This is a genomic window from Cupriavidus sp. R6-3, from assembly GCF_059772245.1.
This window is the reverse complement of sequence record NZ_JCBAJO010000030.1, coordinates 12199-35296: the sequence shown is the minus strand read 5'-3', so window position 1 is coordinate 35296 and position 23098 is coordinate 12199. Positions and strand designations below refer to the sequence as shown.

Genomic DNA, 23098 nt, shown 5'->3' with positions numbered 1-23098 from the left:
CTGCGCGGCCAGCGCATCGCGGCCGGCCAGCAGTTCCTCAAGGGCGATCGCCTCGCCCGCCAGCAGGCGCGGGATCAAGCCAAAGTCCGTCGAGGTCAGCAGGCCGATATTGTCGGCGTTCTGCCGATAGATCCGTTCGAAGCTGCGGGCGATCACCAGCCGGATGCCGGCCAGCTTCTCGGCCGCGGGACTGTGCTCGCGCGACGAGCCCTTGCCGTAGCGGTTGCCGGCGACGGTCACGGCAAACCCGCCCTGCCGGATCGCATCGACGCCGATCGGCTGCGCGCCGCCCGCGCGAAAGCCGGTATAGGGATAGCGCCCGAGCTTGTCGTCGAAATGGGTCAGGATCGGGACCGGCGTGATCTCGTCGGTCGAGACATCGTCTCGCAGCGCGCCGGCCTGCTCCAGCGTCAGCGCCTCGCCGTGCAACTGCCGTTCGATGGTCCGCGGGCAATCGGCAAGGAACAGAATGCGGCCATCGATCTGCAGGCGGTCCATCGCGGTCTTCTCCAGTCTCATCGGTGAACGTCGGCACAGTGCCGAACATCGCCGAATCTACGCGCGGCGTCGCGTGGCGGCCAAGCGCCGATGCGGCATCGGGGTTATCTTCGGCAGAGATATCCGGGTAAACGCGCGGCCCGACCGCCGACGGGACAGCCCGGCGAAAACGGCGCGCGGCGAGCCGCCCTTGTCCCGCGCCGCGGTTTTGCGGGACACTTGCGCGGCCAAGGCAAGAGCCATCGGGCCGTTCCATGGTGATCCCATTGCGGTCCCATCGCCGTCCCATGGCGATCCCATGGCGATCCCATGGCGATCCCATGGCGATCCCGCGGCCCGCCCATGGACGCCCGATGGCCGCCCCATGATCGCCCCATGATCTCCCCATCGTCGCCCACTCCTAAGTCCGAGTCCGCATGCACCGCATCGATCCCGTCAGCATCCAGGTCTTTCTCGCCGCCGCGCGGGAAGGCTCCATCAAGCGCGCCGCCGAAACCGAGCACATCGCGCAATCGGCGCTGAGCCGGCGGATCGCCGATCTGGAGCGCAGCCTGGGCGTGACGCTGCTGGTGCGCTCGCCCACCGGCGTGGCGCTGACCGAGGCCGGCGTGCGCGCGTTGGAACTGGGCCGCAAGCTGAACGAGGACATCGCCGCCTTCGCCCGCGAGGTGCAGGACCTCGGCGACCAGGTGGCCGGCACCGTGCGGCTGTCGGCCAGTCCTTCGTCGATCGTCGGCTTCCTGCCCGAACGGCTGCACGCCTTTCGCGCCAGCCATCCGCATGTCGATATCGCGCTACACGAGCGCTCCACCAGCGACACGCTGCGCGCCTGCCTCGACGATCATGCCGACGTCGGCGTGGGCGTGGCGATCGACGGCGCGCGCGGGCTCGAATCGTGGCACTTCGCGCAGGATCCGCTGATGGTGCTGCTGCCGGCCGGTCATGCGCTGGCTGACCGCGCGGGACTGCGCTACGCCGAGGTCCTGCAGTATCCGCTGGTGATCGTGCAGCAAGGCGGCGCGCTCGATACCGAGCTGCGCGACCGGGCCGCCGAGGCGGGCCTGCCGATGCGGCAAAGCGTGGCGGTGTCGAGCTTCGAGGCGGCGTGCCGGATGGTCGAGGCAGGGCTGGGCCTGGCGGTGATTCCGCACAGCGCGACCACGGCCTACGCGGGCACGCGCGGTTTCGTGCGGGTGCCGCTCGACGAGCCGTGGCGGCAGCGTGAGCTGCGCGTCTACGCGCCGCGCAAATCGCCGCGGCTACGGGCGGTGGATGCGCTGATTGCCGCGTTGCGGGCCGAACCGCCGGCCGAACCACGAGCCTGATGATCGCCGGGCCGGAACGCAGGCCGAACCACGGGCCGAGCCGAGGGCCGAACCGCAGGCCCAACCGCCGCCGAGCCGCCGTCGGCACCGTCCGCCTCAGACTGACGCCGCGCGGACCGATATCGCGGAACGCGATACCCGGTCCGTCGCAACAGCATTTCTTGCCGGCAAGCCGACCGCTCTAGACTGGCGCGCAGAGGAACCGCCCACAGGTTCCCGCCTCGCGACAACGGAGACAGCATGCCCCCCTTCCTTCGCACAATCGGCCGCCTGCGCCGCACCTTGCCTTCCCTGCGCCACGCCCTGCTTCCCCTGCGCCGCGGCGTTCGGCTGACCTCGTCCCTGACCGCGGCCGCCACCTTCGCCGCTGCCTTCGCTGCCGCATTGGCCGCCGCTCCCGCGGCCCACGCACAATCGCCCGATGGCAAGCCGCTGCGGCTGATCGTGCCCACCCAGCCCGGCTCGCAGGCCGACGCCGTGGCGCGTGCGCTTAGCGAATCGATGGGCCGCCAGCTGGGCCACCCGATCGTCATCGAGAACATCGCCGGCGCCGGCGGCATCCCGGGCACGCAGCAGATCGTGCGCGCGCCCAAAGACGGGCTGACGCTCGGCCTGGTGTCGTCGAACCACGTGATCAATCCCGCGATCTACCGCTCGATGCCGTTCGACTCGCTGCGCGACATCACGCCGATCACGGTGATCGGCACGCTGCCGCTGGTGCTGGTGGTCAATCCCTCGGTGCCGGCCAACAACGTGCAGGAACTGATCGCGTTGCTCAAGAGCAAGCCCGACCAGCTGAACTACGGCTCATCGGGCAACGGCACCGTGCTGCATCTGGCCGCGGAACTGTTCGCCAGCGAGGCCAAGGTCCAGGTCCGCCACGTGCCCTACAAGGGCGCGGGCAACTACACCACCGATCTCCTCAGCGGTCAGGTGCAGATGGGCTTCCTGACGGTGCCTGCAGTCCTGCCGCAGTTGAAGGCCGGCAAGCTGAAGGCGATCGCGGTGTCCACGCCGAAGCGCATCCCGATGCTGCCGGAGGTGCCCTCGCTGGCCGAGTCCGGCCTGCCGCGCTACAGCTTCGACGCCTGGCTGGCGATCGTCGGCCCGGCCGGATTGGCGAAGGACAAGACGGCCGACCTGCAGGCAAGAATCAAGGCCGCGCTCGACGAGAAGCCGGTGCAACAGAACCTCGCCGCCCAGGGCCTCGTCATCATCGGCAGCACGCCGGATCAGGCGGCGCCGTTCTTCAGCAGCGAGCTGGAGAAGCACGCGCGCATCGTCAAGCAGGCGGGAGCGACGCTGAATTGAGCGGCGGCGCCATGCGTCAATGGCGTTCTGACCCGCCGTACCCACGGGCCATCCGCTGCAGATCGACCAGCCGGTCGTACTCCTCTGCGGCAAGCACACCGAGTTGCACGGCGGCGTCCCGCGGCGACACGCCGTGGGCCATCGCATGCCGGACAATGCGTGCGGCCTGATCGTAGCCGAGCACGGGGTTGAGCGCGGTCGCCGCCAGCAGCGGGCTGTCCAACTGGCGTGCCAATCGTGGCAAGTCGGGCTCCAGGCCGGGAATCACCCGTTCGGCCATCACACGTGCACTGTCCGACAACAGCCGGATCGACTGCAGCACGTTGTAGATCAGCACCGGCTTGGCCACGTTCAGTTCGAAGTTGCCCGAGGCGCCCGCCATGGTGGCCGCGACATGGTTCCCGGCGACCTGCATGCCGGTCTGGATCATGACCTCGGCAATGGTCGGATTGCGCTTGCCGGGCATGATCGAGGACGTCAGGCCGTCCTCCGGCATGATCAGTTCGCCGATGCCGCAGTTTGGCCCCGAACTCATCCAGCGCAGATCGTTCGCGATCTTGATGAACGAAGCCGCGATGACGTTCAGCATGCCCGACAGTTCGAGCAGCGCGTCGTGTGCAGCCATGCCTTCGACCTGGCAGGGGTTCGGCCGGAACGCATGCCCGGTCAGGCGGCCAAGCTCGGCGCAGAACGCCTGCGCGAAGCCGGCCGGTGCATTCAGTCCCGTGCCTGCCGCGGTCCCTCCCTGCGGCAACGTCAGCAGGCGCGGCAGCGTGCCTTCGATGCGCGCGATTCCGTGATCGATCTGCACGGCAAAGCTGTCGAAGCTCCTCCCCAGCGTGGTGGGCACCGCATCCATCAGATGGGTACGGCCCAGCTTCAGAATGTCCGCGAAGTCGGTGGCGCGCGCCCGCAGCGCATCGCGCAGCTGCGCCAGCGTGGGCAACAGGCGGCCCCGCAGTTCGAGTACCGCGCTCAGATGCATCACGGTCGGGAAGCTGTCGTTCGAGGACTGCGAGCGATTGACGTGGTCGTTGGGATGCACCGGCTGCCTGGTTCCGAGCGGCTCGCCCAGGCGCTCGTTGGCCCGGTTGGCAATGACCTCGTTCGCATTCATGTTGGTCTGCGTGCCGGAGCCGGTCTGCCAGATGGTCAACGGGAAGTGGTCATCGAACATGCCGGCATGCACTTCGGCCGCCGCATCGACAATTGCCGCCGCGATACGCGGCTCCAGCTCGCCGCACTGCAGGTTGGCGGCCGCGGCCGCCATCTTTTGCAGCCCGAATGCGTGGATCAGGCAGGCGGGGAATCGCTCGGTGCCGATGTCGAAAACAGTCAGCGCGCGCTGCGTCTGCGCGCCCCAGTAACGGTCGGTGGGAATCTCGACCGGGCCAAAGGCGTCGTGCTCGATCCGAAACGGGGACATGACGCTCATTCCAGCGAGATGTTGGCCTTGGCCGCCAGTACCTTCCAGCGCGCCACCTCGGCCTCGGTGTGCTTGCCCAGCGCGGTGGCCGTGTACTTGTCGGCGGGCAGCATCTGGATGGCCTGTGCCGCCAGCCGGTCGGTGAACGCCTTGTCCTTCATCACCTTCAGATAGGCCTGTTGCATCCTGTCGATGGTGGCGGGCGCCGTACCCTTCGGTGCATATATCCCGTACCACGTGGCGGCCTCGAAGCCGGGAACGACGGTCTCGGCGATGGTCGGCACGTCTTTCAGTTGCGCAACGCGGGTGGCGGACGTTACCGCCAGCGCGCGCACCTTCGCCTCGGTGATCTGCGGCAGCGCGGTATTGGTCTGGTCGAACATGCCGTCCACCTGTCCGCCGATCACGTCGATCAGGGCCGGGCCCGCGCCCTTGTACGGCACCAGCGTCACCTTGATTCCCGCCGAGGACGCCAGCATTGCTGCAATCAGATGCGAGGTCGAGCCCATGCCGGCATTGCTGATGAACAGCTTGCCCGGATGCTGCCGGCCGTAGTCGATCAGGGCCTTCACGTCCCTGGCTGGATGGTCCTTGCGCACCATCAGCACCATCGGCGTGTCGGGAAAGCGGAAGACCGGAGCGAAGTCCTTGACCGGGTCGTACGCCAGCTTCTTGTACAGCGCGGGCGCAGCGCCCATGTAGCCCATATGGCCGACCAGCATGGTGTAGCCGTCGGCCGCCGCGCGGGCGGCCTTGGCGGCCCCGATCGTGCCCCCCGCGCCCGGCGTGTTTTCGATGATGATCGACTGCCCGACTTCGCGCGAAACGCGATCGGCGATGGTGCGGGCGAGCGCGTCCGTCGGTCCCCCGGCGGCGAACGGGACGATCCAGGTGATCGGCCTTGTCGGCCAGTTCTGCGCGTGAGCGGGGGCAGCAGCAATCAGGGCCGCGATGGCCAGTGAACCCCGTAACAGGGCGGCGAACGGTTGCATCGGTTGTCTCCTCCAATGGGTATTTGCCGTAGTGGGTACGGAATTTCGCGACAGCGCGTCAGCGCGTCAGCGCGACAGCTCGTCAGCTCGTCAGCTCGTCAGCGCGACAGCTCGTCAGCTCGTCAGCTCGTCAGCTCGTCAGCTCGTCAGGTCGTCAGCTCGTCAGCTCGTCAGCTCGTCAGGGGCATGTTCCCCGCATCGAACCCGGGACCTGCGCCGCGTTGATTGCCAAGGCGGTCGTCGACCTGCGCGGACAGCGCCAGCGCGCGGTCGACCATTTGCGGCGCAAGGCCGAGGTAATTGGCGGGGTCCACCATCCGTTCGATGGCGGCACGATCGAAGTGCCGGGTCACCGCCGGCAGCGCGAGCAGCGCCTCCGCCAGCGTGCCGCCCGCCTCGTTGACGGTGCGGCAGGCGTCGTAGACGATGTCATGCGCCTGCTGGCGGCCAATATGCGGAGCCATCTGCATCATCACGGCCTCCGCCACGATCAAGCCCCTGGAGATGCCAAGGTTGTGCGCCATGCGAGGCGCATCGACGATCAGCCCACCGAGCGCGAATCTGGCCTGGTGCAACGCACCGGCGGTCAGGATGAAACTCTCGGGGACGGCGATCCATTCGGCATGCCACGGCCCGGTCGCGCGCTCGAAGTCCTGCACCATCGCGTCCAGCATCAGGCCGGCGTGCTGGCGCACCGCCTTGGAGGCCGCCAGCATCAGCTCGCTGGAAATCGGATTGCGCTTCTGGGGCATGGTGCTGCTGGCTCCCCGGCCCTTGACGAACGGCTCGTAGACTTCTCCGAACTCGGTGGACGCCATGATCATGATGTCGAGCGCGATCTTGCCGAGCGAGCCCGTGATCAGCGCCAGCAGGTTGACCGCTTCGGCAAGGCCATCGCGCGCCACGTGCCACGTGGTCGCCGGCACACCCAGGCCGAGCTCCTCCGCCAATGCCCGCTGCACCGCGAAGCCATGGTCGCCGAGCGAAGCCAGGGTGCCCGCGGCACCGGCGAACTGGACCAGCGCAATCCGAGGGCGCAGTTCCGCCAGGCGCTGCTGATGACGGTCGAACATCGCCAGCCAGATCGCGACCTTGTAGCCGAACGTCACCGGCAGCGCCTGCTGCAGATGGGTGCGGCCCGCCATGGGCGTATCGCGGTGCGCCTTGGCCAGGTCGGCCAGGATGCGCCGCAGCGCGCGGATATCGGCGTCGATGATGTCGAGGCCGTCGCGTACCTGCAGCGCCACGGCGGTGTCCATGATGTCCTGCGTCGTCGCGCCCCAATGGACATACCGCCCTGCCTCGCCGCACATCCGGACCAACTGATGCACCAGTGGCAGGATCGGATAGCCGACAATGTCGGTCTCCTCGCGCATCTGCTCGAAGTCGATCCGGTCGATGCGGGACTCCCGCGCGATGGTCTGCGCTGCTTCCGCGGGAATGACGCCTGCCCTGGCCTCGGCTTTTGCCAAGGCGATCTCGACGTCGATATAGCGCTGCACGAGCGCGCCGTCGGAGAAGATGTCGCGCATCGCTCTGGTGCCAAAGGCGTCGCGGAACAGGGCGGAATCGACCACGGTGCTGGCGGCGGGAATCGTGTAATCGGGCATGGTGCGGGCGGCGAGGAGTCTTTAAAAATCATCGATATGTTCGAACATATTGGCATTAAATATGTTCGAACATATTTCGGGAAATGGGTGTAAACCCGAGGTGTCTGCCCGAGCGGAACCGGCCGCGGGGCTGGAACAATGCAAGCCATGAGCAAAAGAAACGCTGCCGACATCACTCGCGAACTGCTGGACGACATCACTGGGGGTCGCTTTCCGGTGGGGGCGCTGCTGCCCACGGAATTCGAGTTGTGCGAGCAATTCCAGGCGAGCCGCTACACGATCCGGGTAGCGCTGCAGGAATTGCAGGAGATGGGATTGGTGTCGCGCCGCAAGAACGTCGGCACGCGAGTGGAAGCCACGCGGCCGAAAGCCGTGTTCAAGCCGACCTTGTCGTCCGTCGAAGACCTGATGCAATTTGGCGAGGCACACCGCCGCGTGGTGCAGTCGGTGGAGACCGTGGCGGCCCCAGCGGACGTTGCCGCTGCCCTCGGCGGCTCGACCGATACGAAGTGGCTGCGCATCTCCAGCGTGCGGCTCGACGACGAAGCAAACGCGACGCCGATCGCATGGACCGACGTGTTCATCGATGCGGCCTACACGGACATCGGCGCGATTGTTCGCGACATGCCCGACGTGCTGGTCAGCTCGCTGATCGAATCACGCCATGGTCGGCGGATTGCCGAGATCGAACAGGAGGTGCGGGCGTCCACGCTGACGGACCAGCGCATCGCACGCGCGCTTGGACTGGAACCGGGGGCTGCGGTGCTGAAGATCGTGCGCCGCTATATCGATCACGCCGGCGATACGTTCGAGGTATCCGTGTCCATTCATCCGGCAGAGACCTTCTCCGTGACCACGCGGATGACGCGATCGGCAGGGTGAAGATGCGCGAGGAACTGCGCGCGGCTGGCGTTCCTCGGCACGGAAGGAAGCGCTGGTCTGCATCGGGAGCACCAGCGTCCCAAAAAAACAAAAGCCCTCGCAGAGAGGGCTTTCTTGCTTGCGCTTGCTGCTTGCTGCTTGCTGCTTGCGCTACGGGAACGCTCAGCCAGCGAAGTTCTTGCTGACGAAGTCCCAGTTCACGACGTTCCAGAAGGCCTCGACGAACTTCGGACGGGCGTTGCGGTAGTCGATGTAGTAGGCGTGTTCCCACACGTCGCAGGTCAGCAGCGGCTTGGCGTCGGTGGTCAGCGGGGTGGCGGCGTTCGAGGTCGACACCAGGTCCAGCGAACCGTCGGCCTTCTTGACCAGCCAGGCCCAGCCCGAACCGAAGGTACCGACCGCGGTCTTGGTGAACTCTTCCTTGAACTTGTCGAACGAGCCCCACTTGGCGTTGATGGCGTCGGCCAGCGGGCCGGTCGGCTGACCGCCGCCTTGCGGCTTCAGGCAGTTCCAGAAGAAGGTGTGGTTCCACACCTGGGCGGCGTTGTTGAAGATGCCGCCGGACGATTTCTTGACGATCTCTTCGAGGGTCGCGTTCTCGAATTCCGTGCCCTTGATCAGATTGTTCAGATTGGTGACGTACGTCTGATGATGCTTGTCGTGATGGAACTCCAAGGTCTCCTTGGACATATGCGGGGCCAGCGCATCATGGGGGTACGGCAGCGGGGGGAGAGTATGTTCCATTGTTCTGTCTCTGTGGGTTGTGGGACGGGAGACACCGATTGTAGGTGACTTGCCATAGTGGCGCAAACCAGCGGCAAAACCCCTTCAAGGCGCGGCAGTATGCCGCTGCGCGCCCCGCCGCGCCGCGCCTGTGGGGCACCTTCCGGGGCAACTCAACAGGCCATCGCGGCCTGTAGATCGGCCCTATAGATCGAGCAGTTTGGCCTGCACGCTGGCGATGCCGATATCGGCCACGCCCTCGGCCAGATGGACCTCGACGCGGCCGCCGGCGCGCAGCTCCGACGGGGCCCGCAGCGCCTTGCCGCGCGGGTCCAGCAGCACCGCATAGCCGCGCTCGAGCGTGCGTTGCGGCGCCAGCAGTTCGAGCGCGCCGGCGGCGCGATGCAGGCGCTGCGCGGCACGTTCGTGCTGGCGTTCGCTGGCTGCCTGCATGCGCGCGGCGAGCCGTGCCAGTTCTGCCTGGCGCATGCCCGCATCGGGACGCTGGGCCGTCCACCGCATCGACCACAGCTGCAGCCGATGGCGCCGCGCCACCACGCTGTCGCGCCATGCCGCGCGCAAATGTCGCGCGAGATTGTCGAGCTGTCCGCGCCGCTCCTGCAGTTGCGCCTGCGGGCTGCGCACGCGCCGCGCCAGCCAGTCCAGATGTTGGGCGCGCCGCTCCAGCTGGCGGCGCATGCATTGGCCGAGCGCGTCGCGCGCCCGCGCGGCCTGCGCCAGCAGATGCGCGCGATCGGGGCTGACCAGTTCGGCGGCGCCCGTCGGCGTCGGCGCGCGCACGTCGGCGACGAAGTCGGCGATGGTGAAGTCGGTCTCGTGGCCAACGCCGCAGACCACCGGCAGCGTGCAGCGCGCGACCGCATGCGCGACCACTTCCTCGTTGAACGACCACAGGTCCTCGATGCTGCCGCCGCCGCGGCACAGGATCACCACGTCGCACTCGGCGCGTTCGCTGACGGTGTCGAGCATCGCCGCGATCTTGTCCGCGGCACCGGCGCCCTGCACCGGCACCGGATAGACCAGCACCTGGATATGCGGCGCGCGGCGGCGCAGGGTCGTCAGCACGTCGCGCAGCGCCGCGGCCTGCAGCGACGTGATCACGCCGATCGTGCGCGGATGCGAGGGAATCGGCCGCTTGCGTGCGGGATCGAACAGACCGTCGCGCGAGAGCTTGTCCTTCAGGCGCAGGAAGGCCTCGTACAGATTGCCGACGCCGGCGCGCCGCATCGCCTCGACGCTGAGCTGCACCTCGCCGCGCGCCTCGTACATCGACACCAGCGCGCGCACCTCGACGGCCTCTCCTTCGCGCACCGGAAAGTCGACATGCTGGTTTCGTCCGCGAAACATCACGCAGCGGATCTGCGCGCGGGCGTCCTTCAGCGAGAAATACCAGTGCCCGCTCGCCGCACGCGTGAAGTTGGAAATTTCTCCACGCACCCAGGCCAGCGGAAAGTTGCGTTCGAGTACCGATGCGATCGCATGGTTCAATTCGCCGACCGGGATCACATCGCGCCCGCCGGGTGCCGTCCGGGAGACTGGCGAAGGCGGAAACGAGAATGGTTCAGACATGGCAAATCGCCGCCGAAGCGGCGTCAGATGGACATGTCCACAGCATAACCGCTATGTCAAGCCCATCGCTGTAGGGTGGCTGAAACGGCCTGTATATCGAGGGGCTTGACACAAGCCATTGATTCTTAATGACTTTCCCGGACATCACTTTTTAAGCAATGTAAGAATTTCTCTTACGCGTCAATCACTTACCATTTGTCCACACCAGCTTGTTCACAAAGTTATCCACAGGAACTCTGGACAACTACAGAGCGGTAACACGGACCGTACGGCGGCACACAGTGCCTCGTGACCGAAACGTCGCTCTCGCACCGAAACCGAAGCCCCCCGTCCGGGGAAGCGGCTAGGCTCGCGGCCTGCCGTGTTGCCACTTTATTAGGCAGCCCGGGGAATTCCGTTATGGATCAAACCCTTGCCTCGCTTCTCCCGCGCTTATCCACAGGCGCTCCACAACACTGTCCCGTTGGGATGTGGAAAGAAGTCGACTTTTCAATTTTTGTTGCCGAACGCGGACGCCGCAGGCCGTTTAAAGCCATCTGCACAATTTTTAAGCAAGGCGTCGGAGTGCCATATGGATCAAGGACTTGGCACGCTTGTCAGGCGTCTGTCCACACTTGTTCCACAATCCTGTCCCGCTGCGGTGTGGAAAGCCGGGACGCGGCATCAGCAGGATCGGCACGTCCCGTGGCCTCGGACAACCACGGCGCGCCCGCCGCCGCTCCTGCCCATATTTTAAGCAGGCCGGCGTTCGCCCTTTTGAATCAAGGACTTGGCGAGGCTGTCCGCCTGCTTTCCACAATCCATCCACAGCACTGTCCCTGCCGGGTGTGGACATGTCGGCGAAGTGGATGGCAGGTGGATGGCGCGCGCCATCGCGGCTTGCCCCGCGGGGGGCCGCGCGTTAGAGTGGCGCCTGTTTTTTTACGCCGGCCTGCCGCAGTCCTTCCCTTCGCGCCGGCGACTCGGGGTGTCCTTGTGTTTTCCATCATTGAAGCGGCCGGTTGGCCGATCTGGCCGTTGCTGCTCGCCTCGGTCATCGCGCTGGCGTTGATCGTCGAACGTTCGCTGAGCCTGAAGCGCAGCAAGGTGCTGCCGGCGAAGCTGTACGACCAGGCGCTGACGGTGGCGCGGCAACGGCGCGCGACGCCGGACGTGGTCGACTCGCTCGAACGCGATTCGCCGCTGGGCCGGGTGCTGGCCGCCGCGCTGCGGCACGTGATCGCCCAGCCCGACACCTCGCGCGATGCCGCCAAGGACGCCGTCGAGGAAGCGGGCCGCGCGGTGGCGCACGAACTGGAGCGCTATCTGAACGCGCTGGGCACGATCGCCTCGGTCGCCCCGCTGATGGGCCTGCTCGGCACCGTGATCGGCATGATCGAGATCTTCGGCAGCCAGGGCGGCACCGGCGCAAACCCTGAACAACTGGCGCACGGCATCTCGGTGGCGCTGTACAACACCGCCTTCGGCCTGATGGTCGCGATCCCCGCGCTGATCTTCTGGCGCTATTTCCGCCGGCGCGTCGACGACTATGTCGCCGAGCTGGAATCGCGCGCGGCCACCTTCCTCGACGCGATCCTGCCGCAGCGGCGCGCCTGAGACGGATGGCGGCCATGCGATTCCGTACCCGTGCCAGGCGCGACGAGCCCGAGATCAACCTGATCCCGCTGATCGACGTGCTGCTGGTGATCCTGATCTTCCTGATGATCACGACCACCTATTCGCGCTACACCGAACTGCGCATCCAGCTGCCGACCGCCGAGGCGGAAACGGTCCCGCAGCGGCCGCGCGAGATCGTGGTGTCGGTGTCCGCCAGCGGTGAATACGCGATCGACAAGGAGCGCGTGGGGGCGCGCGATGTCGCGGGGCTCGCCGAGCGGCTGCGCGCGCTGGCGGGCACGGCGGCGGCGCAGGCACCGGTGCTGATCGTCAGCGCCGACGCCCAGGCCAGCCACCAGTCGGTGGTCAACGTGATGGAAGCCGCGCGGGTCGCCGGCCTGTCGCGGCTGACGTTCGCGACGCAGAGCGGCGGGACGCGCTAGGCGTCCTGCCTTCCCACGAAGGCCCGGGCGGGAAGCAGCATCATCCCGACCCGATACACTCTGGCGAAAACCGTTCTTCCTGGAACCCGATGCCCGCTGCCCGCCATCTCCTGTCCGACTTCGTTACCCGCCAGTGGCAACGCCGCGGCTGGTTCGCCTGGCTGATGCTGCCGTTCGCCGGCCTGTTCGGCGCGATCAGCGCGTTGCGGCGGCTGGCGTATCGGCGCGGGTGGTTCGAGTCGACGCGGCTGCCGATGCCGGTGGTGGTGGTCGGCAACGTGACGGTCGGCGGCACCGGCAAGACGCCGGCGGTGATCGCGCTGGCCGATGCGCTGTGCGAGGCCGGGCTGCGTCCCGGCGTGGTCTCGCGCGGCTATGGCGTCAAGCTGGAACGGCCGCGCCGCGTCAAGGCGACCTCGAAGGCCGAGGACGTCGGCGACGAACCGCTGCTGATCGCGCGCTCGACCGACGTGCCGGTCTGGGTCTATCCCGATCGCGTGGCCTGCGCGCAGGCGATGCTGGTCTCGCATCCGGGCATCAACGTGCTGCTGCTCGACGATGGCCTGCAGCACTATCGCCTGCAGCGCGACTTCGAGATCGTGATGTTCGACGGCCGCATGGGCGGCAACGGCTGGCTGCTGCCGGCCGGGCCGCTGCGCGAGCCGCTGTCGCGCCGCCGTGATGCCACGCTGATCAACGATCCGTATTTCCGCGCGACGCCGGACCGGCCGGAGGTCTACGGCATGCGGCTCGAGCTCGAGCAGGCGTGGCAGCTCGCCGATCCGACCATGGTGCGGCCGCTGTCGACCTTCGCGGGGCGGCGCGTGCTGGCGGCGGCCGGCATCGGCAACCCGGAACGCTTCTTCGCCAGCCTGCGCGGCGCGGGCCTGCAGCCCGAGACGCTGCCGCTGCCGGATCATTACGATTTCGCCGAAGACCCGTTCGTCGACCATCCGGCCGCGCAGGCCGCCGAGGTGATCCTGATCACCGAGAAGGATGCCGTAAAATGCGACCGGCTTCGCGAGCCGCTCGACCCGCGCATCTGGGTCGTCCCCACCAGGCCCGTGATCGATCCGGGTCTGATCGATCGAATTCGCCGCACGGTCATCGCGCGCTGCCAGGCAGCGCCGACCGCGGCCACCGGCGCCGCTGCCGCGGCCAGCCACACCAAGGAACACCAAGATGGACAACCGGCTGCTTGAAATCCTGGTTTGCCCGCTGTGCAAGGGCAAGCTCGAATACGACCGCGCGGCGCAGGAATTGATCTGCCATGCCGACAAGCTGGCCTATCCGATCCGCGACGGCATTCCCGTGATGCTGGCCGACGAAGCGCGCCAATCGGTGCCTGGCCGCGCCATCGATCCGACCTGAGGCCTGGGTTCGATGTCGCTCGCCGATTTCTCCGTGGATTTCACCGTCGTCATTCCCGCGCGGCTGGCGTCGACGCGCCTGCCGAACAAGCCGCTGGCCGACATCGGCGGCAAGCCGATGATCGTGCGGGTCGCCGAGCGCGCCCACGCCTCGGCGGCCCGCCGCACCGTGGTCGCCACCGACGCGGACACCGTGCGCGCGGCCTGCGCCGAGCACGGCATCGAAGCCGTCATGACGCGCGCCGACCATGCCACCGGCACCGACCGGCTGGCCGAAGTGGCCACCCTGCTGTCGCTGGACGACGATGCGATCGTGGTCAACGTGCAGGGCGACGAGCCACTGATCGCGCCGGCGCTGATCGACGCGGTGGCCCGGCATCTCGCTGCGCATCCCGAATGCGCGATCGCCACCGCCGCGCACCCGCTGCACGAGATCGGCGAGGTCTTCAATCCGAACGTGGTCAAGGTGGTATGCGACAGCGCCGGCCGCGCGCTGTACTTCTCGCGCGCGCCGATCCCCTGGGCGCGCGATGCCTGGTCCGGCGTACCGTCGGCCCCGGCCGCGAGCGCGCAGGTGCCGCTGCCCGACATGCCGGTGCTGCGCCATATCGGCCTGTACGCCTATCGCGCCGGCTTCCTGCGCCGCTTCCCGACGCTGGCCGCCGCGCCGCTCGAGCAGACCGAAGCGCTCGAACAGCTGCGCGCGATGTGGCACGGCGAACGCATCGCGGTGCTGGTCACCGAGGCCGCGCCGGCGCCCGGCGTCGATACCCCGGCCGATCTCGAACGCGTGCGCGCGCTGTGGTCCGAGGCCGCGGCGCAGCCCGGCCGCTGAGCGCAAACGGGCGCAATCCCACGCGGGGCGGGCCATTCGCCCGCTCCGGTTTACACACCGTTGACCGCCGCGGCGGGCCGGATTCGGGCTCCCTCGTGGCATAATGCTCGCCAATAAAGAGCCGCTGTCGCCGTCAATACGGGCGACGACGCAAGCTCGGTGGGGAGATGAAGAATGAGCCGTCCGGCTTGCGCCCATGCCAACCGCATGCGGGCCGCGCCGGTCACCAGCCATGGCGGCGCCTGCGTGCCTGACCATCGCGCGGTAAGCCACACGTCAAGTTTCGGCGTTACCCTCCTTCCATTCCCCCGCAATACCGGATTCAAAACTCTGAGGACCCGTAAATGCGTTTGATCCTGTTGGGCGCGCCCGGCGCCGGCAAAGGCACGCAAGCCAAGTTCATCTGCGAGAAGTTCGGCATCCCGCAGATCTCCACAGGCGACATGCTGCGCGCCGCGGTCAAGGCCGGCACCCCGCTGGGCATCGAGGCCAAGAAGGTGATGGACGCGGGCGGTCTGGTCTCCGACGACATCATCATCGGCCTGGTCAAGGACCGCCTGAAGCAGGACGATTGCCGCAACGGCTATCTGTTCGACGGCTTTCCGCGCACGATCCCGCAAGCCGAGGCGATGAAGGAAGCCGGCGTACCGATCGACTACGTGCTGGAGATCGACGTGCCGTTCGACGCCATCATCGAACGCATGAGCGGCCGCCGCGTGCATGCCGCCTCGGGCCGTACCTACCATCTGAAGTACAACCCGCCGAAGACGGCCGGCGTCGACGACGAGACCGGCGAGCCGCTGATCCAGCGCGACGACGACAAGGAAGAGACCGTGCGCAAACGTCTCGATGTCTACGCGCAGCAGACCCGCCCGCTGGTCGACTACTACTCGGACTGGGCCGCCAAGGGCGCTCCGGGCGCGAGCGTCGCGCCGCCGCAGTATCGCAAGATCAGCGGCGTCGGTTCGGTAGACGAGATCACCGCGCGGGTGTTCGAGGCGTTGAAGTAAGGCGCCGAAGTTCGGGCGATCCGGAAGAACGCTCCGGAAGAAGCAAAGGCGGCCACTGGCCGCCTTTTTCTTCGCCCCGGTTTCTTCGCCCCGGTTTCTTCGCCCCGGTTTCTTTGCCTTGGTCGCTTTGCCGTTGGTCGCTTTGCCCTTGGTTGCGTCCCCCTTGGTTGCTTTCTTGCCCTTGGGGGAGCGCCTAGCCCCCATGCGCCCGGGACCGCGGCGCGTCGGCCGTCTCCGCACGATGGAAGATGCCCTCGCGCCAGGCCGCCTGGGCGCCGTCGCCGTGCAGGTAAAGGAAGATCGTTCGATAGGCCAGCTCGAAGCCGGCGTGCTTGAGCAGCGTGGTCGACAGCTTCGGCATGCCGAGCGCCTGCAGCAGGGCCGACGTTTCGAGCCGGGACGCCTTGCCGGCGGTCTTGCCGGCGGTCTTGCCGGCGGTCTTGCCGGCGGTCTTGTCGGCGCTCTTGCCGGCGCTCTTGCCGGCGCTCTTGCCGGCAGGCTTGTCGGCCGCATCGTCGATCAGCAGCCGCCGCGTCAGCACCGCGGCCTGCCAATAGCGATTGCCGGACAGCGCCGGGCAATCGCGCCGCAAGGACTCGAGCTGCGCCACGCTGCATTGCGACAGCCTGTCCGCGCACAGGCCCCGCGCGGCGCCGCGCCGGACCGCATCCGCCAGCCGTTCGCGCTCGCGCGTATCGGCGCGGCCACGCATGAAACGCATGGCGATCCTGATCAACGTGAACAGGAACCAGGCGCCGCCGAGCACCCCGCCGATCGCCACCAGCGCGGCGCCCACGGGAGTCGCAAGCACCGCCGTGCCCAGTATCGACACCATCGCCATGCCGGCGCCGGACAACAGCACGGTGCCGACGCCATAGGCGATACGCCCGACGGACCAGCGCGTCAGCTCGCCCGCACGCTGGCGCCAGCGGCGCTGTCCGTCGGCAAACCAGCGCAGCGCCTCGCTGGTGGCGGGCGATTGCAGCCGCTTGCTTCGGGCCGGATCGGCCGACAAGCGGCGCAGATTGTCGCCGACCGCCTGGCCGATTTCCCGCAGCGCCCCACGGCGCCGCCTGGCCTCCGCCAGTTCGCCGATGCCGCAACCGACATGGGCCAATCCGATCGCGGCGCCGAGGCCGAAGGAGAACACGTCGCCGGGGATCAGGCCCAGGTCCAGCGGCGCATCCCAAGCGCTGTCCACCAGCGGACTCGCTTCGTAGCCGACGCGCAGTCCCTGCAGGCCGCTGTCGCGCAGGCAGGCGACGGCGCTGCCGCGCAGCCGCCGCGTCGCGCTGCGATCGGCGCGCGTGGCGGCGTCGTGCTCGAGAAGGTCGGCGGCATGTTGGCGCAGGATGGCGTCGCGTTCTCGATCGATGGCCGCCAGTTCGCGCTCGATCACGCCCAAGGCGGCCTTGCCGAGCGCGGCGGCATCGCGGTTGCCGGCGGTCAGGGCCTGGCGGAACGTGTCCGGAATGTACGCGGCGCCGTCCTGTCGGAGCCGATGCGCGGCGAGGGTCGGCGCCGGTGCGCCATCGTGCCGAGCCGGGGTCGCCAGGCAGGCGCGGATCCAGTGGCGCGTCGTCTTCAGGGCGGCCTTGCGCCGCTCGACCTCTTCCGGCAGCCGCGCCCGGGCCAACGAGGCGACCGCAAGGCGATAGCCGGGCTCGGACGCGCAGACGCGCCGCCAGGTCTTGACCTTGTCCGCCGCCGTCCCGGCCAGATCCACCACGCCCAGCACGGCATCGCCGGCCGGCAGCAGCTGGCTGGCCTCGACCAGGTCCGGCGAAATGGCGTCGGTGGCCTCGAACAGCGGCTCCACCTCCTGCACGGCCGACGACATCAGCGACACGCCAGTGGTATCCAGATGCAACGTCAAGGTCGGCCGCGCCGCGCGCAGATCGCGCATGAACTGCCGCAACAGGCCGGCTTTCCCCTCCGGTTCGGCCGGATCGCGCCGGATCGCGGCGGCCGGTGGCGCCGCCTTCGCAGACATGGGATCGCAGGCCGGGAAATCTTCGAACCGATCCGCCCCTGGCGATGACGGACGGCTGCGAATCCAGGATGCGCAGAGCTCGCTCACGGCAGGCCTCCCGAGGTGTGACGTGGGCGCACTCTAGCCAGTCAAGGTGCGGACATCTCGCGCTAACGGTTGCGGGCTTACGATTCTCGTGACCGCTATCGGGGCGCCGGCCGGGCCTTTACAATACGGCGCGATGCTTGACGTTTACGTAAACGTTATATTCAGCGTCACGTTCGCCGTGAAGTTTGGTGCGATGTTTCTCACCTTCAGGCGCCGGCGCGGTATCGGTCGGTGCCCCCAACCCCGAGGAGACAGTTCATGCAGATCCGAGACAACGTATTCATCGTGACCGGCGGCGCGTCCGGCCTGGGCGCGGGCACCGCCCGCATGCTGGCCGAACAGGGCGGCAAGGTCGTCATTGCCGACCTGAACGAGGCCGCCGGCAACGCACTGGCGCAAGAGCTGGGCGGCCGCTTCGTCCGCTGCGACGTGACCTCGGAAACCGATGGCCAGGCCGTCGTCGACGCCGCGGTGGGCCTGGGGCGGCTGGCCGGGCTGATCAACTGCGCCGGCATCGCGACCGCCAACAAGACCGTCGGCAAGAACGGTCCGCATCCGCTGGACGCCTTCGAGAAGACCATCCGCATCAACCTGATCGGCACCTTCAACATGATCCGGCTTGCCGCCGCGGCGATGGTGCAGAACACGCCGGACGAGGGTGGCGAACGCGGCATCATCGTCAACACCGCCTCGGTGGCGGCCTTCGACGGCCAGATCGGCCAGGCCGCCTATGCCGCCTCGAAGGGCGGCGTGGTCGGCATGACGCTCGCGGTGGCGCGCGACCTGTCGCGCGACGGCGTGCGCTGCATGACGATCGCGCCGGGGATCTTCGAGACGCCGATGCTGCTGGGCATGCCGCAAGAGGTGCAGGACGCGCTCGGCAAGATGGTGCCGTTCCCGCCCCGGCTGGGCCGTCCGGCGGAATACGCCCAGCTGGTGCAGGCGATCATCGGCAACACGATGCTCAACGGCGAGGTGATCCGGCTGGACGGCGCGATCCGGATGCAGCCGAAGTAAGCCGGCACTCTCCGGGGAACGGCGGCGCGGCGGCAGCGGAGCAGCAGCACGGCGGTAAGCCCTGAGCCGTGAACCGTGAGCGTGAGGCGGCGAGGCGCTGCGGCGGTGCGGCGGTGCGGCGGTGCGGCGGCCCTTCACCGCCGCCCGGGACGTGAGCGCGCGGCCGTATTGTGCTGTGCATGACACGGCGGCCGGTGGCAGTGACTACAATCGCTGTACCTCATAGGCCTCAAAGGGAGTGCAGCATGCCGCCACGTTCGCCGGTTCCGCCGTTCCTTTCCACCGCAGCCGCCCACCAGGCATTGACGCCGACGGCCATGCTGGCCGGCGCGCTGGCTGCGTTGCTTCTTGCCGGCTGCGCCGCCCCACAGGCTGGCAAGGAGGCCGGCACAGCGGCGGCGACCCCAGCCGCTGCCAGCGCCAGCCCCAGCGCAAGCGCAAGCGCCAGTGCCACCCGCAGCGCAAGCGCAAGCGCCACCTCCCCAAGCACCACCACCCTCCCCCCGGCCCCCGAAGGCGCCTCCGGCTGGACCGACAAACCCGGCTGGACCGCGAGTTCCTTCATGGTCGCCGCCGCCAATCCGCTCGCCACCCAGGCCGGCTACGACATGCTCAAGGCCGGCGGCACCGCCATCGACGCGGCCATCGCCACCCAGATGGTGCTCAATCTGGTTGAACCGAATTCCTCCGGCATCGGCGGCGGCGCGTTCCTGATGCACTTCGACGGCAAGCAGGTCCAGGCCTACGACGGCCGCGAGACTGCACCCGCCGCCGCCACCGACCGGCTGTTCTACGGCCCCGACGGCAAGGTGATGCCATTCCGCCAGGGACTGGTTGGCGGCCGTTCGGTCGGCGCGCCGGGCGTGCTGCGCATGCTGGAGCTGGCGCATCGCCAGCATGGCAAGCTGCCCTGGCGGCGGCTGTTCGAGCCGGCGATCCGGCTGGCCGAGCAAGGCTTCGCGATCAGCCCGCGGCTGGCGACGATCATCGCGCAGGACCAGGACCTGATGAAGGACCCGACCGCGCGCGCCTACTTCTACAACGCCGACGGCACGCCCAAGGCCGCTGGCACCGTGCTGCGCAATCCCGAGCTGGCGGCGGTGCTGCGCAGCGTCGCCGCGCGCGGTGCCGACGCCTTCTACCGGGGCGACGTCGCCCGCGATATCGCCGCCAAGGTCCGCTCGCATCCGACCAACCCCGGCGTACTGACCGCCAAGGACATCGCCGACTACCGTCCCAAGGTGCGGCAGCCGATCTGCACCGACTACCGCCAGTGGACCGTCTGCGGCATGCCGCCGCCGTCGTCGGGCGGCATCGCGGTCGCGCAGATGCTGGGCATCCTGCAGGCGCTGCCGCCGGCGCGCCAGATCGCGGCGGCCAGGCCGCAGCGCAACGCCGTCGGCCTGGAGCCGTCGGTCGAAGGCGCGCATCTGTTCGCGGAAGCGGGCCGGCTGGCCTACGCCGATCGCAACCAGTACGTTGCCGATACCGACTTCGTACCGCTGCCCGGCGGCGACTGGCGCAGCCTGGTCGATCCGCGCTATCTGGCGAGCCGCGCCGCGCAGATCGGCGAACGCAGCATGGGCAAGGCCAGCCCGGGCACGCCGGCTGGCGCGACGGTGGCGATGGGGCGAGACCGCGCGCCGGAGTTTCCGTCGACCTCGCATATCTCGGTGGTCGACCGCTACGGCAATGCGCTGTCGATGACCACCACGATCGAGGACCAGTTCGGCTCGCGCCAGATGGTGCGCGGCTTCCTGCTGAACAACCAGCTGACCGACTTTTCCTTCGTCGCGGAGGAGGACGGCAAGCCGGTGGCCAACCGAGTGCAGCCAGGCAAGCGGCCGCGCTCGTCGATGGCGCCGACGCTGGTGTTCGACCGCCAGACCCGCGAGCTGGTGATGACGGCCGGCTCGCCCGGCGGTTCGGCCATCATCAATTACGTGGCGAAGACGCTGGTCGGTACGCTCGACTGGGGTCTGAACGTGCAGCAGGCGATCTCGCTGCCGAATGTGGGCTCGCGCAACGGCCCGACCGAGTTGGAGAAGGGACGCGTGTCGGACGCTCTGGTGGAGGGCCTGAAGGCGCGCGGCCATGACGTACGCGTGATGGACCAGACCTCGGGCCTGCAGGGCATCATGCGCGTGCGCGTCGACGGCAAGCCGATGTGGTTCGGCGGCGCGGACCCGCGGCGGGAAGGGGTGGCGATGGGGGATTGAGCGGCGATGGCGGGAGGCGGCGATGGCGGGGCGGCGGTGGCATGACGACCGCCGCTGCCCTCTCCCCGCCCCTGAACCTCAAGCCGCCGGAATCGGCATCGTCCTGACCATCTCCCACACCGCCGCGGCCGCCGGCGACAGCGAACGGTCCTCGCGGCGGACCATCACGATGCGCCGCTCCTCCTGCGGCACCAGCGGGCGCCACACCAGGTTCGACGCGGCCGGCAGCGGCAGCGAGAACGACGGCAGCACCGACGCCCCGATGCCGGCCTGCACCATGCCGAACACGCTGGCCGAGTGGCCCAGCTCCTGCACCACGCGCGGCGTCACGCCGTGCATCGCGAACACGCGGTCGATCAGCGGGCGGCTGCCGGATGCGAAATCCAGCAGCACCAGCGGCACCCCGTCGAGCGCGGACCACGACACCGTGTCGCGTCTTGCCAACGGATCGTCGTCGCGGCAGACGAAGCAGAACGGATCGGTGCCCAGCGGCACGGTCTCCAGCCCTTCGCTGGCCAACGGGTCGATCAGCACGCCGAAATCGACCGCGCCGGCGCGGATCTGCTCGAGCCCGTCGGCCTGCACGTTGTCGCGCACCGACAGCCGCACCTCCGGATATTGCCGCGCGCAGGCGGCCACATACAGCGGCATCAGCCGCGCCGAGATGGTCGGCGCGCTGGCGATCACCACCCGGCCGCGGTAACGCTCGCCGAGCTGGCGCGTCTCCTCCAGCGTGTCGTCGAGCTGGCCGAGCAGCCGCTCCAGCGCCGGCACCAGCGCCTGGCCGGCATCGGTCAGCACCACTTCACGCGTGGTGCGGTCCAGCAGGCGCAGCCCAAGCGCCTCTTCCAGCTCCGCCACGCCCCGGCTGACCGCCGGCTGCGTCAGCCCGACCGCGTCCGCCGCCCGGCTGAAACTGCCGTGCGACGCCACCGCCAGGAAGACACGCAACTGCCGCAAGGTGTAATTCATGCGTCAACCATATCAATGAATACGACAAATGAATTTGCATTCTAGACAGGACTATCGTCCAATACCAGCGTTAACCCTGATTCCACCGTTTTCTGTCTATTTCTTCTTCTTTTAAACCCTTCGTTCCGGCGCGCCGCTCCGGTGCGCTTCAGTCCACGCAGTCATGTCCTTCCTGCTGAATCCCTTCAAGAAACTCTACGATCTGATCGACGGCTTCGTGCTGATCATGCTGGCCGCGATCGCGCTGGCGCTGGCCGCCCCCGAGGTCGGCACCGGCGACGGCCCGCTGCACCTCGGGCTGGTGACCAGCCTCGGCGTCGCGCTGGTGTTCTTCCTGCACGGCGCCGCGCTGTCGCGCGACAAGCTGGTCGCCGGCGCGCGCCACTGGCGCCTGCACACCTTCGTGCAGGCCTTCACCTACGTGGTGTTCCCGCTGATCGGCGCGGTGCTGATGTTCGCGCTGCGCGACCAGCTGCCGGCCGATCTGCTGCTGGGCGTGTTCTTCCTGTGCGCGCTGCCGTCCACCGTCTCGTCGTCGGTGGCGATGACCTCGATGGCGCGCGGCAACGTGCCCGGTGCGATCTTCAACGCGACCATCTCCGGCCTGATCGGCATGGCGCTGACCCCGCTGCTGATGGGCCTGGTGATCAGCGCCAGCGGCGCGTCGATGCCGCTGGGCAAGGCCCTGACCGGCGTGGCGCTGCAGCTGCTGCTGCCGTTCGCGCTGGGCCAGCTGGCCCGTCCGGTAATCGGCGCCTGGCTGGGGCGACACAAGGCCATCACCAGCAAGATCGACCGCGGCGTGATCGTGCTGATCGTTTACTCGTCGTTCTGCGATGCCACCTCCGAGGGCCTGTGGCACCAGTACAGCTGGCAGACCATCGCCGCCGTGATGGCGCTGGCCGCGGTGCTGCTGTTCGCGATCCTGGCCACCACCACCTTCGTCGCTCGCCGCCTCGGCTTCTCGGTCGAGGACGAGATCACCGCGGTGTTCTGCGGCTCGAAGAAGAGCCTGGCCAACGGCATCCCGATGGCCAAGATCCTGTTCGCCGGCCACCCGGCGCTGGGCCTGCTGGTGCTGCCGCTGATGGTCTATCACCAGCTGCAGCTGATCGTCTGCTCGGTGATGGCGTCGCGCTATGCCAACCGCGAGCAGATCGAAGGCGCGGTCGCGCGGGCTTGACCGGGACGGCGGCGCC

The 23098-nt window shown here is 68.2% G+C and carries 20 protein-coding genes; 12 read left to right on the top strand and 8 right to left on the bottom strand.

The window, feature by feature from the left end:
- Positions 1 to 498, bottom strand: a 498-nt coding sequence (locus AC6EI8_RS08340) for a 3-isopropylmalate dehydratase small subunit (RefSeq protein ID WP_498381700.1), incomplete at its 3' end; no start/stop codon positions are given.
- A 416-nt stretch (positions 499 to 914) separates the two neighbouring features.
- On the opposite strand from AC6EI8_RS08340, the gene AC6EI8_RS08335 reads away from it, so the two are divergent.
- Both AC6EI8_RS08335 and AC6EI8_RS08330 read left to right on the top strand, forming a co-directional pair.
- Positions 915 to 1823: a LysR family transcriptional regulator gene (locus tag AC6EI8_RS08335; protein ID WP_498381698.1), complete on the top strand. Its 909-nt coding sequence runs from the start codon at positions 915 to 917 to the stop codon at positions 1821 to 1823.
- Between the two features lie 240 nt (positions 1824 to 2063).
- The gene (locus tag AC6EI8_RS08330) at positions 2064 to 3134 is read left to right on the top strand and encodes a tripartite tricarboxylate transporter substrate binding protein (protein ID WP_498381697.1); all 1071 of its coding nucleotides are present in this window, start codon (positions 2064 to 2066) and stop codon (positions 3132 to 3134) included.
- A 16-nt stretch (positions 3135 to 3150) separates the two neighbouring features.
- Here AC6EI8_RS08330 and AC6EI8_RS08325 read toward each other — a convergent pair whose 3' ends face one another.
- The 3 genes from AC6EI8_RS08325 to pcaB all read right to left on the bottom strand — a co-directional run bounded on the left by AC6EI8_RS08325 (position 3151) and on the right by pcaB (position 7162).
- Positions 3151 to 4560 (bottom strand): class II fumarate hydratase, encoded by a 1410-nt coding sequence (locus tag AC6EI8_RS08325; protein ID WP_498381696.1) that lies wholly within the window; start codon positions 4558 to 4560, stop codon positions 3151 to 3153.
- A 5-nt stretch (positions 4561 to 4565) separates the two neighbouring features.
- Positions 4566 to 5552: a tripartite tricarboxylate transporter substrate-binding protein gene (locus tag AC6EI8_RS08320; protein ID WP_498381695.1), complete on the bottom strand. Its 987-nt coding sequence runs from the start codon at positions 5550 to 5552 to the stop codon at positions 4566 to 4568.
- Positions 5553 to 5722: 170 nt separating this feature from the next.
- On the bottom strand, positions 5723 to 7162 hold the full coding sequence (gene pcaB, locus AC6EI8_RS08315) for a 3-carboxy-cis,cis-muconate cycloisomerase (RefSeq protein WP_498381694.1): 1440 nt from the start codon (positions 7160 to 7162) through the stop codon (positions 5723 to 5725).
- A gap of 147 nt (positions 7163 to 7309) precedes the next feature.
- On the opposite strand from pcaB, the gene AC6EI8_RS08310 reads away from it, so the two are divergent.
- On the top strand, positions 7310 to 8044 hold the full coding sequence (locus AC6EI8_RS08310; RefSeq protein ID WP_498381699.1) for a GntR family transcriptional regulator: 735 nt from the start codon (positions 7310 to 7312) through the stop codon (positions 8042 to 8044).
- A 162-nt stretch (positions 8045 to 8206) separates the two neighbouring features.
- Here AC6EI8_RS08310 and AC6EI8_RS08305 read toward each other — a convergent pair whose 3' ends face one another.
- Together AC6EI8_RS08305 and xseA are read right to left on the bottom strand one after the other, a co-directional pair.
- A complete protein-coding gene (locus AC6EI8_RS08305) occupies positions 8207 to 8788 on the bottom strand; it encodes a superoxide dismutase (protein WP_053822315.1) in 582 nt (193 codons plus the stop codon).
- 183 nt (positions 8789 to 8971) lie between these two features.
- Positions 8972 to 10357, bottom strand: coding sequence for an exodeoxyribonuclease VII large subunit (gene xseA / locus AC6EI8_RS08300; RefSeq protein WP_149316864.1), 1386 nt, complete (start codon positions 10355 to 10357; stop codon positions 8972 to 8974).
- A gap of 975 nt (positions 10358 to 11332) precedes the next feature.
- On the opposite strand from xseA, the gene AC6EI8_RS08295 reads away from it, so the two are divergent.
- The 6 genes from AC6EI8_RS08295 to adk all read left to right on the top strand — a co-directional run bounded on the left by AC6EI8_RS08295 (position 11333) and on the right by adk (position 15611).
- Positions 11333 to 11953, top strand: a complete 621-nt coding sequence (locus AC6EI8_RS08295) for a MotA/TolQ/ExbB proton channel family protein (protein WP_149316863.1) — start codon at positions 11333 to 11335, stop codon at positions 11951 to 11953.
- A 14-nt stretch (positions 11954 to 11967) separates the two neighbouring features.
- Positions 11968 to 12396: an ExbD/TolR family protein gene (locus AC6EI8_RS08290; RefSeq protein ID WP_150081645.1), complete on the top strand. Its 429-nt coding sequence runs from the start codon at positions 11968 to 11970 to the stop codon at positions 12394 to 12396.
- 89 nt (positions 12397 to 12485) lie between these two features.
- Positions 12486 to 13598 carry a tetraacyldisaccharide 4'-kinase gene (gene lpxK / locus AC6EI8_RS08285; protein WP_149316861.1) on the top strand — a complete coding sequence of 371 codons (1113 nt, stop codon included), beginning with the start codon at positions 12486 to 12488 and terminating at the stop codon, positions 13596 to 13598.
- Complete coding sequence (locus AC6EI8_RS08280; protein WP_006579104.1) at positions 13579 to 13767, top strand: Trm112 family protein; 189 nt, start codon at positions 13579 to 13581, stop codon at positions 13765 to 13767. Before lpxK ends, AC6EI8_RS08280 begins: the two co-directional genes overlap by 20 nt.
- Positions 13768 to 13779: 12 nt before the next feature.
- Entirely contained in the window at positions 13780 to 14601 is an 822-nt protein-coding gene (gene kdsB, locus AC6EI8_RS08275) for a 3-deoxy-manno-octulosonate cytidylyltransferase (protein WP_226107359.1), read from the top strand.
- 344 nt (positions 14602 to 14945) lie between these two features.
- On the top strand, positions 14946 to 15611 hold the full coding sequence (gene adk / locus AC6EI8_RS08270) for an adenylate kinase (protein ID WP_149316859.1): 666 nt from the start codon (positions 14946 to 14948) through the stop codon (positions 15609 to 15611).
- Between the two features lie 193 nt (positions 15612 to 15804).
- Here the strand turns inward: adk and AC6EI8_RS08265 are convergent, their stop codons facing one another.
- A complete protein-coding gene (locus AC6EI8_RS08265) occupies positions 15805 to 17604 on the bottom strand; it encodes a hypothetical protein (protein WP_498381693.1) in 1800 nt (599 codons plus the stop codon).
- A gap of 345 nt (positions 17605 to 17949) precedes the next feature.
- Between AC6EI8_RS08265 and AC6EI8_RS08260 the strand changes: the two genes are divergently transcribed.
- Positions 17950 to 18708: a 3-hydroxyacyl-CoA dehydrogenase gene (locus tag AC6EI8_RS08260; RefSeq protein ID WP_149316857.1), complete on the top strand. Its 759-nt coding sequence runs from the start codon at positions 17950 to 17952 to the stop codon at positions 18706 to 18708.
- A 245-nt stretch (positions 18709 to 18953) separates the two neighbouring features.
- Positions 18954 to 20927 (top strand): gamma-glutamyltransferase, encoded by a 1974-nt coding sequence (gene ggt / locus AC6EI8_RS08255; protein ID WP_498381692.1) that lies wholly within the window; start codon positions 18954 to 18956, stop codon positions 20925 to 20927.
- A gap of 78 nt (positions 20928 to 21005) precedes the next feature.
- Here the strand turns inward: ggt and AC6EI8_RS08250 are convergent, their stop codons facing one another.
- A complete protein-coding gene (locus AC6EI8_RS08250; protein WP_149316856.1) occupies positions 21006 to 21899 on the bottom strand; it encodes a LysR family transcriptional regulator in 894 nt (297 codons plus the stop codon).
- A gap of 163 nt (positions 21900 to 22062) precedes the next feature.
- On the opposite strand from AC6EI8_RS08250, the gene AC6EI8_RS08245 reads away from it, so the two are divergent.
- On the top strand, positions 22063 to 23082 hold the full coding sequence (locus AC6EI8_RS08245; RefSeq protein WP_149316855.1) for a bile acid:sodium symporter family protein: 1020 nt from the start codon (positions 22063 to 22065) through the stop codon (positions 23080 to 23082).
- Positions 23083 to 23098: the final 16 nt, after the last annotated feature.

Excerpts from the sequence above, each read along its gene's own strand:
- AC6EI8_RS08320 (WP_498381695.1), bottom strand. The coding sequence starts at position 5,552 with ATGCAACCGTTCGCCGCCCTGTTACGGGGTTCACTGGCCATCGCGGCC.
- xseA (WP_149316864.1), bottom strand. The coding sequence starts at position 10,357 with ATGTCTGAACCATTCTCGTTTCCGCCTTCGCCAGTCTCCCGGACGGCA.
- AC6EI8_RS08245 (WP_149316855.1), top strand. The coding sequence starts at position 22,063 with ATGTCCTTCCTGCTGAATCCCTTCAAGAAACTCTACGATCTGATCGAC.
- AC6EI8_RS08330 (WP_498381697.1), top strand. The coding sequence starts at position 2,064 with ATGCCCCCCTTCCTTCGCACAATCGGCCGCCTGCGCCGCACCTTGCCT.
- pcaB (WP_498381694.1), bottom strand. The coding sequence starts at position 7,162 with ATGCCCGATTACACGATTCCCGCCGCCAGCACCGTGGTCGATTCCGCC.
- AC6EI8_RS08335 (WP_498381698.1), top strand. The coding sequence starts at position 915 with ATGCACCGCATCGATCCCGTCAGCATCCAGGTCTTTCTCGCCGCCGCG.
- kdsB (WP_226107359.1), top strand. The coding sequence starts at position 13,780 with ATGTCGCTCGCCGATTTCTCCGTGGATTTCACCGTCGTCATTCCCGCG.
- AC6EI8_RS08305 (WP_053822315.1), bottom strand. The coding sequence starts at position 8,788 with ATGGAACATACTCTCCCCCCGCTGCCGTACCCCCATGATGCGCTGGCC.
- AC6EI8_RS08260 (WP_149316857.1), top strand. The coding sequence starts at position 17,950 with ATGCAGATCCGAGACAACGTATTCATCGTGACCGGCGGCGCGTCCGGC.
- AC6EI8_RS08265 (WP_498381693.1), bottom strand. The coding sequence starts at position 17,604 with ATGTCTGCGAAGGCGGCGCCACCGGCCGCCGCGATCCGGCGCGATCCG.
- AC6EI8_RS08310 (WP_498381699.1), top strand. The coding sequence starts at position 7,310 with ATGAGCAAAAGAAACGCTGCCGACATCACTCGCGAACTGCTGGACGAC.
- lpxK (WP_149316861.1), top strand. The coding sequence starts at position 12,486 with ATGCCCGCTGCCCGCCATCTCCTGTCCGACTTCGTTACCCGCCAGTGG.
- adk (WP_149316859.1), top strand. The coding sequence starts at position 14,946 with ATGCGTTTGATCCTGTTGGGCGCGCCCGGCGCCGGCAAAGGCACGCAA.
- AC6EI8_RS08325 (WP_498381696.1), bottom strand. The coding sequence starts at position 4,560 with ATGTCCCCGTTTCGGATCGAGCACGACGCCTTTGGCCCGGTCGAGATT.
- AC6EI8_RS08250 (WP_149316856.1), bottom strand. The coding sequence starts at position 21,899 with ATGAATTACACCTTGCGGCAGTTGCGTGTCTTCCTGGCGGTGGCGTCG.
- ggt (WP_498381692.1), top strand. The coding sequence starts at position 18,954 with ATGCCGCCACGTTCGCCGGTTCCGCCGTTCCTTTCCACCGCAGCCGCC.
- AC6EI8_RS08280 (WP_006579104.1), top strand. The coding sequence starts at position 13,579 with ATGGACAACCGGCTGCTTGAAATCCTGGTTTGCCCGCTGTGCAAGGGC.
- AC6EI8_RS08290 (WP_150081645.1), top strand. The coding sequence starts at position 11,968 with ATGCGATTCCGTACCCGTGCCAGGCGCGACGAGCCCGAGATCAACCTG.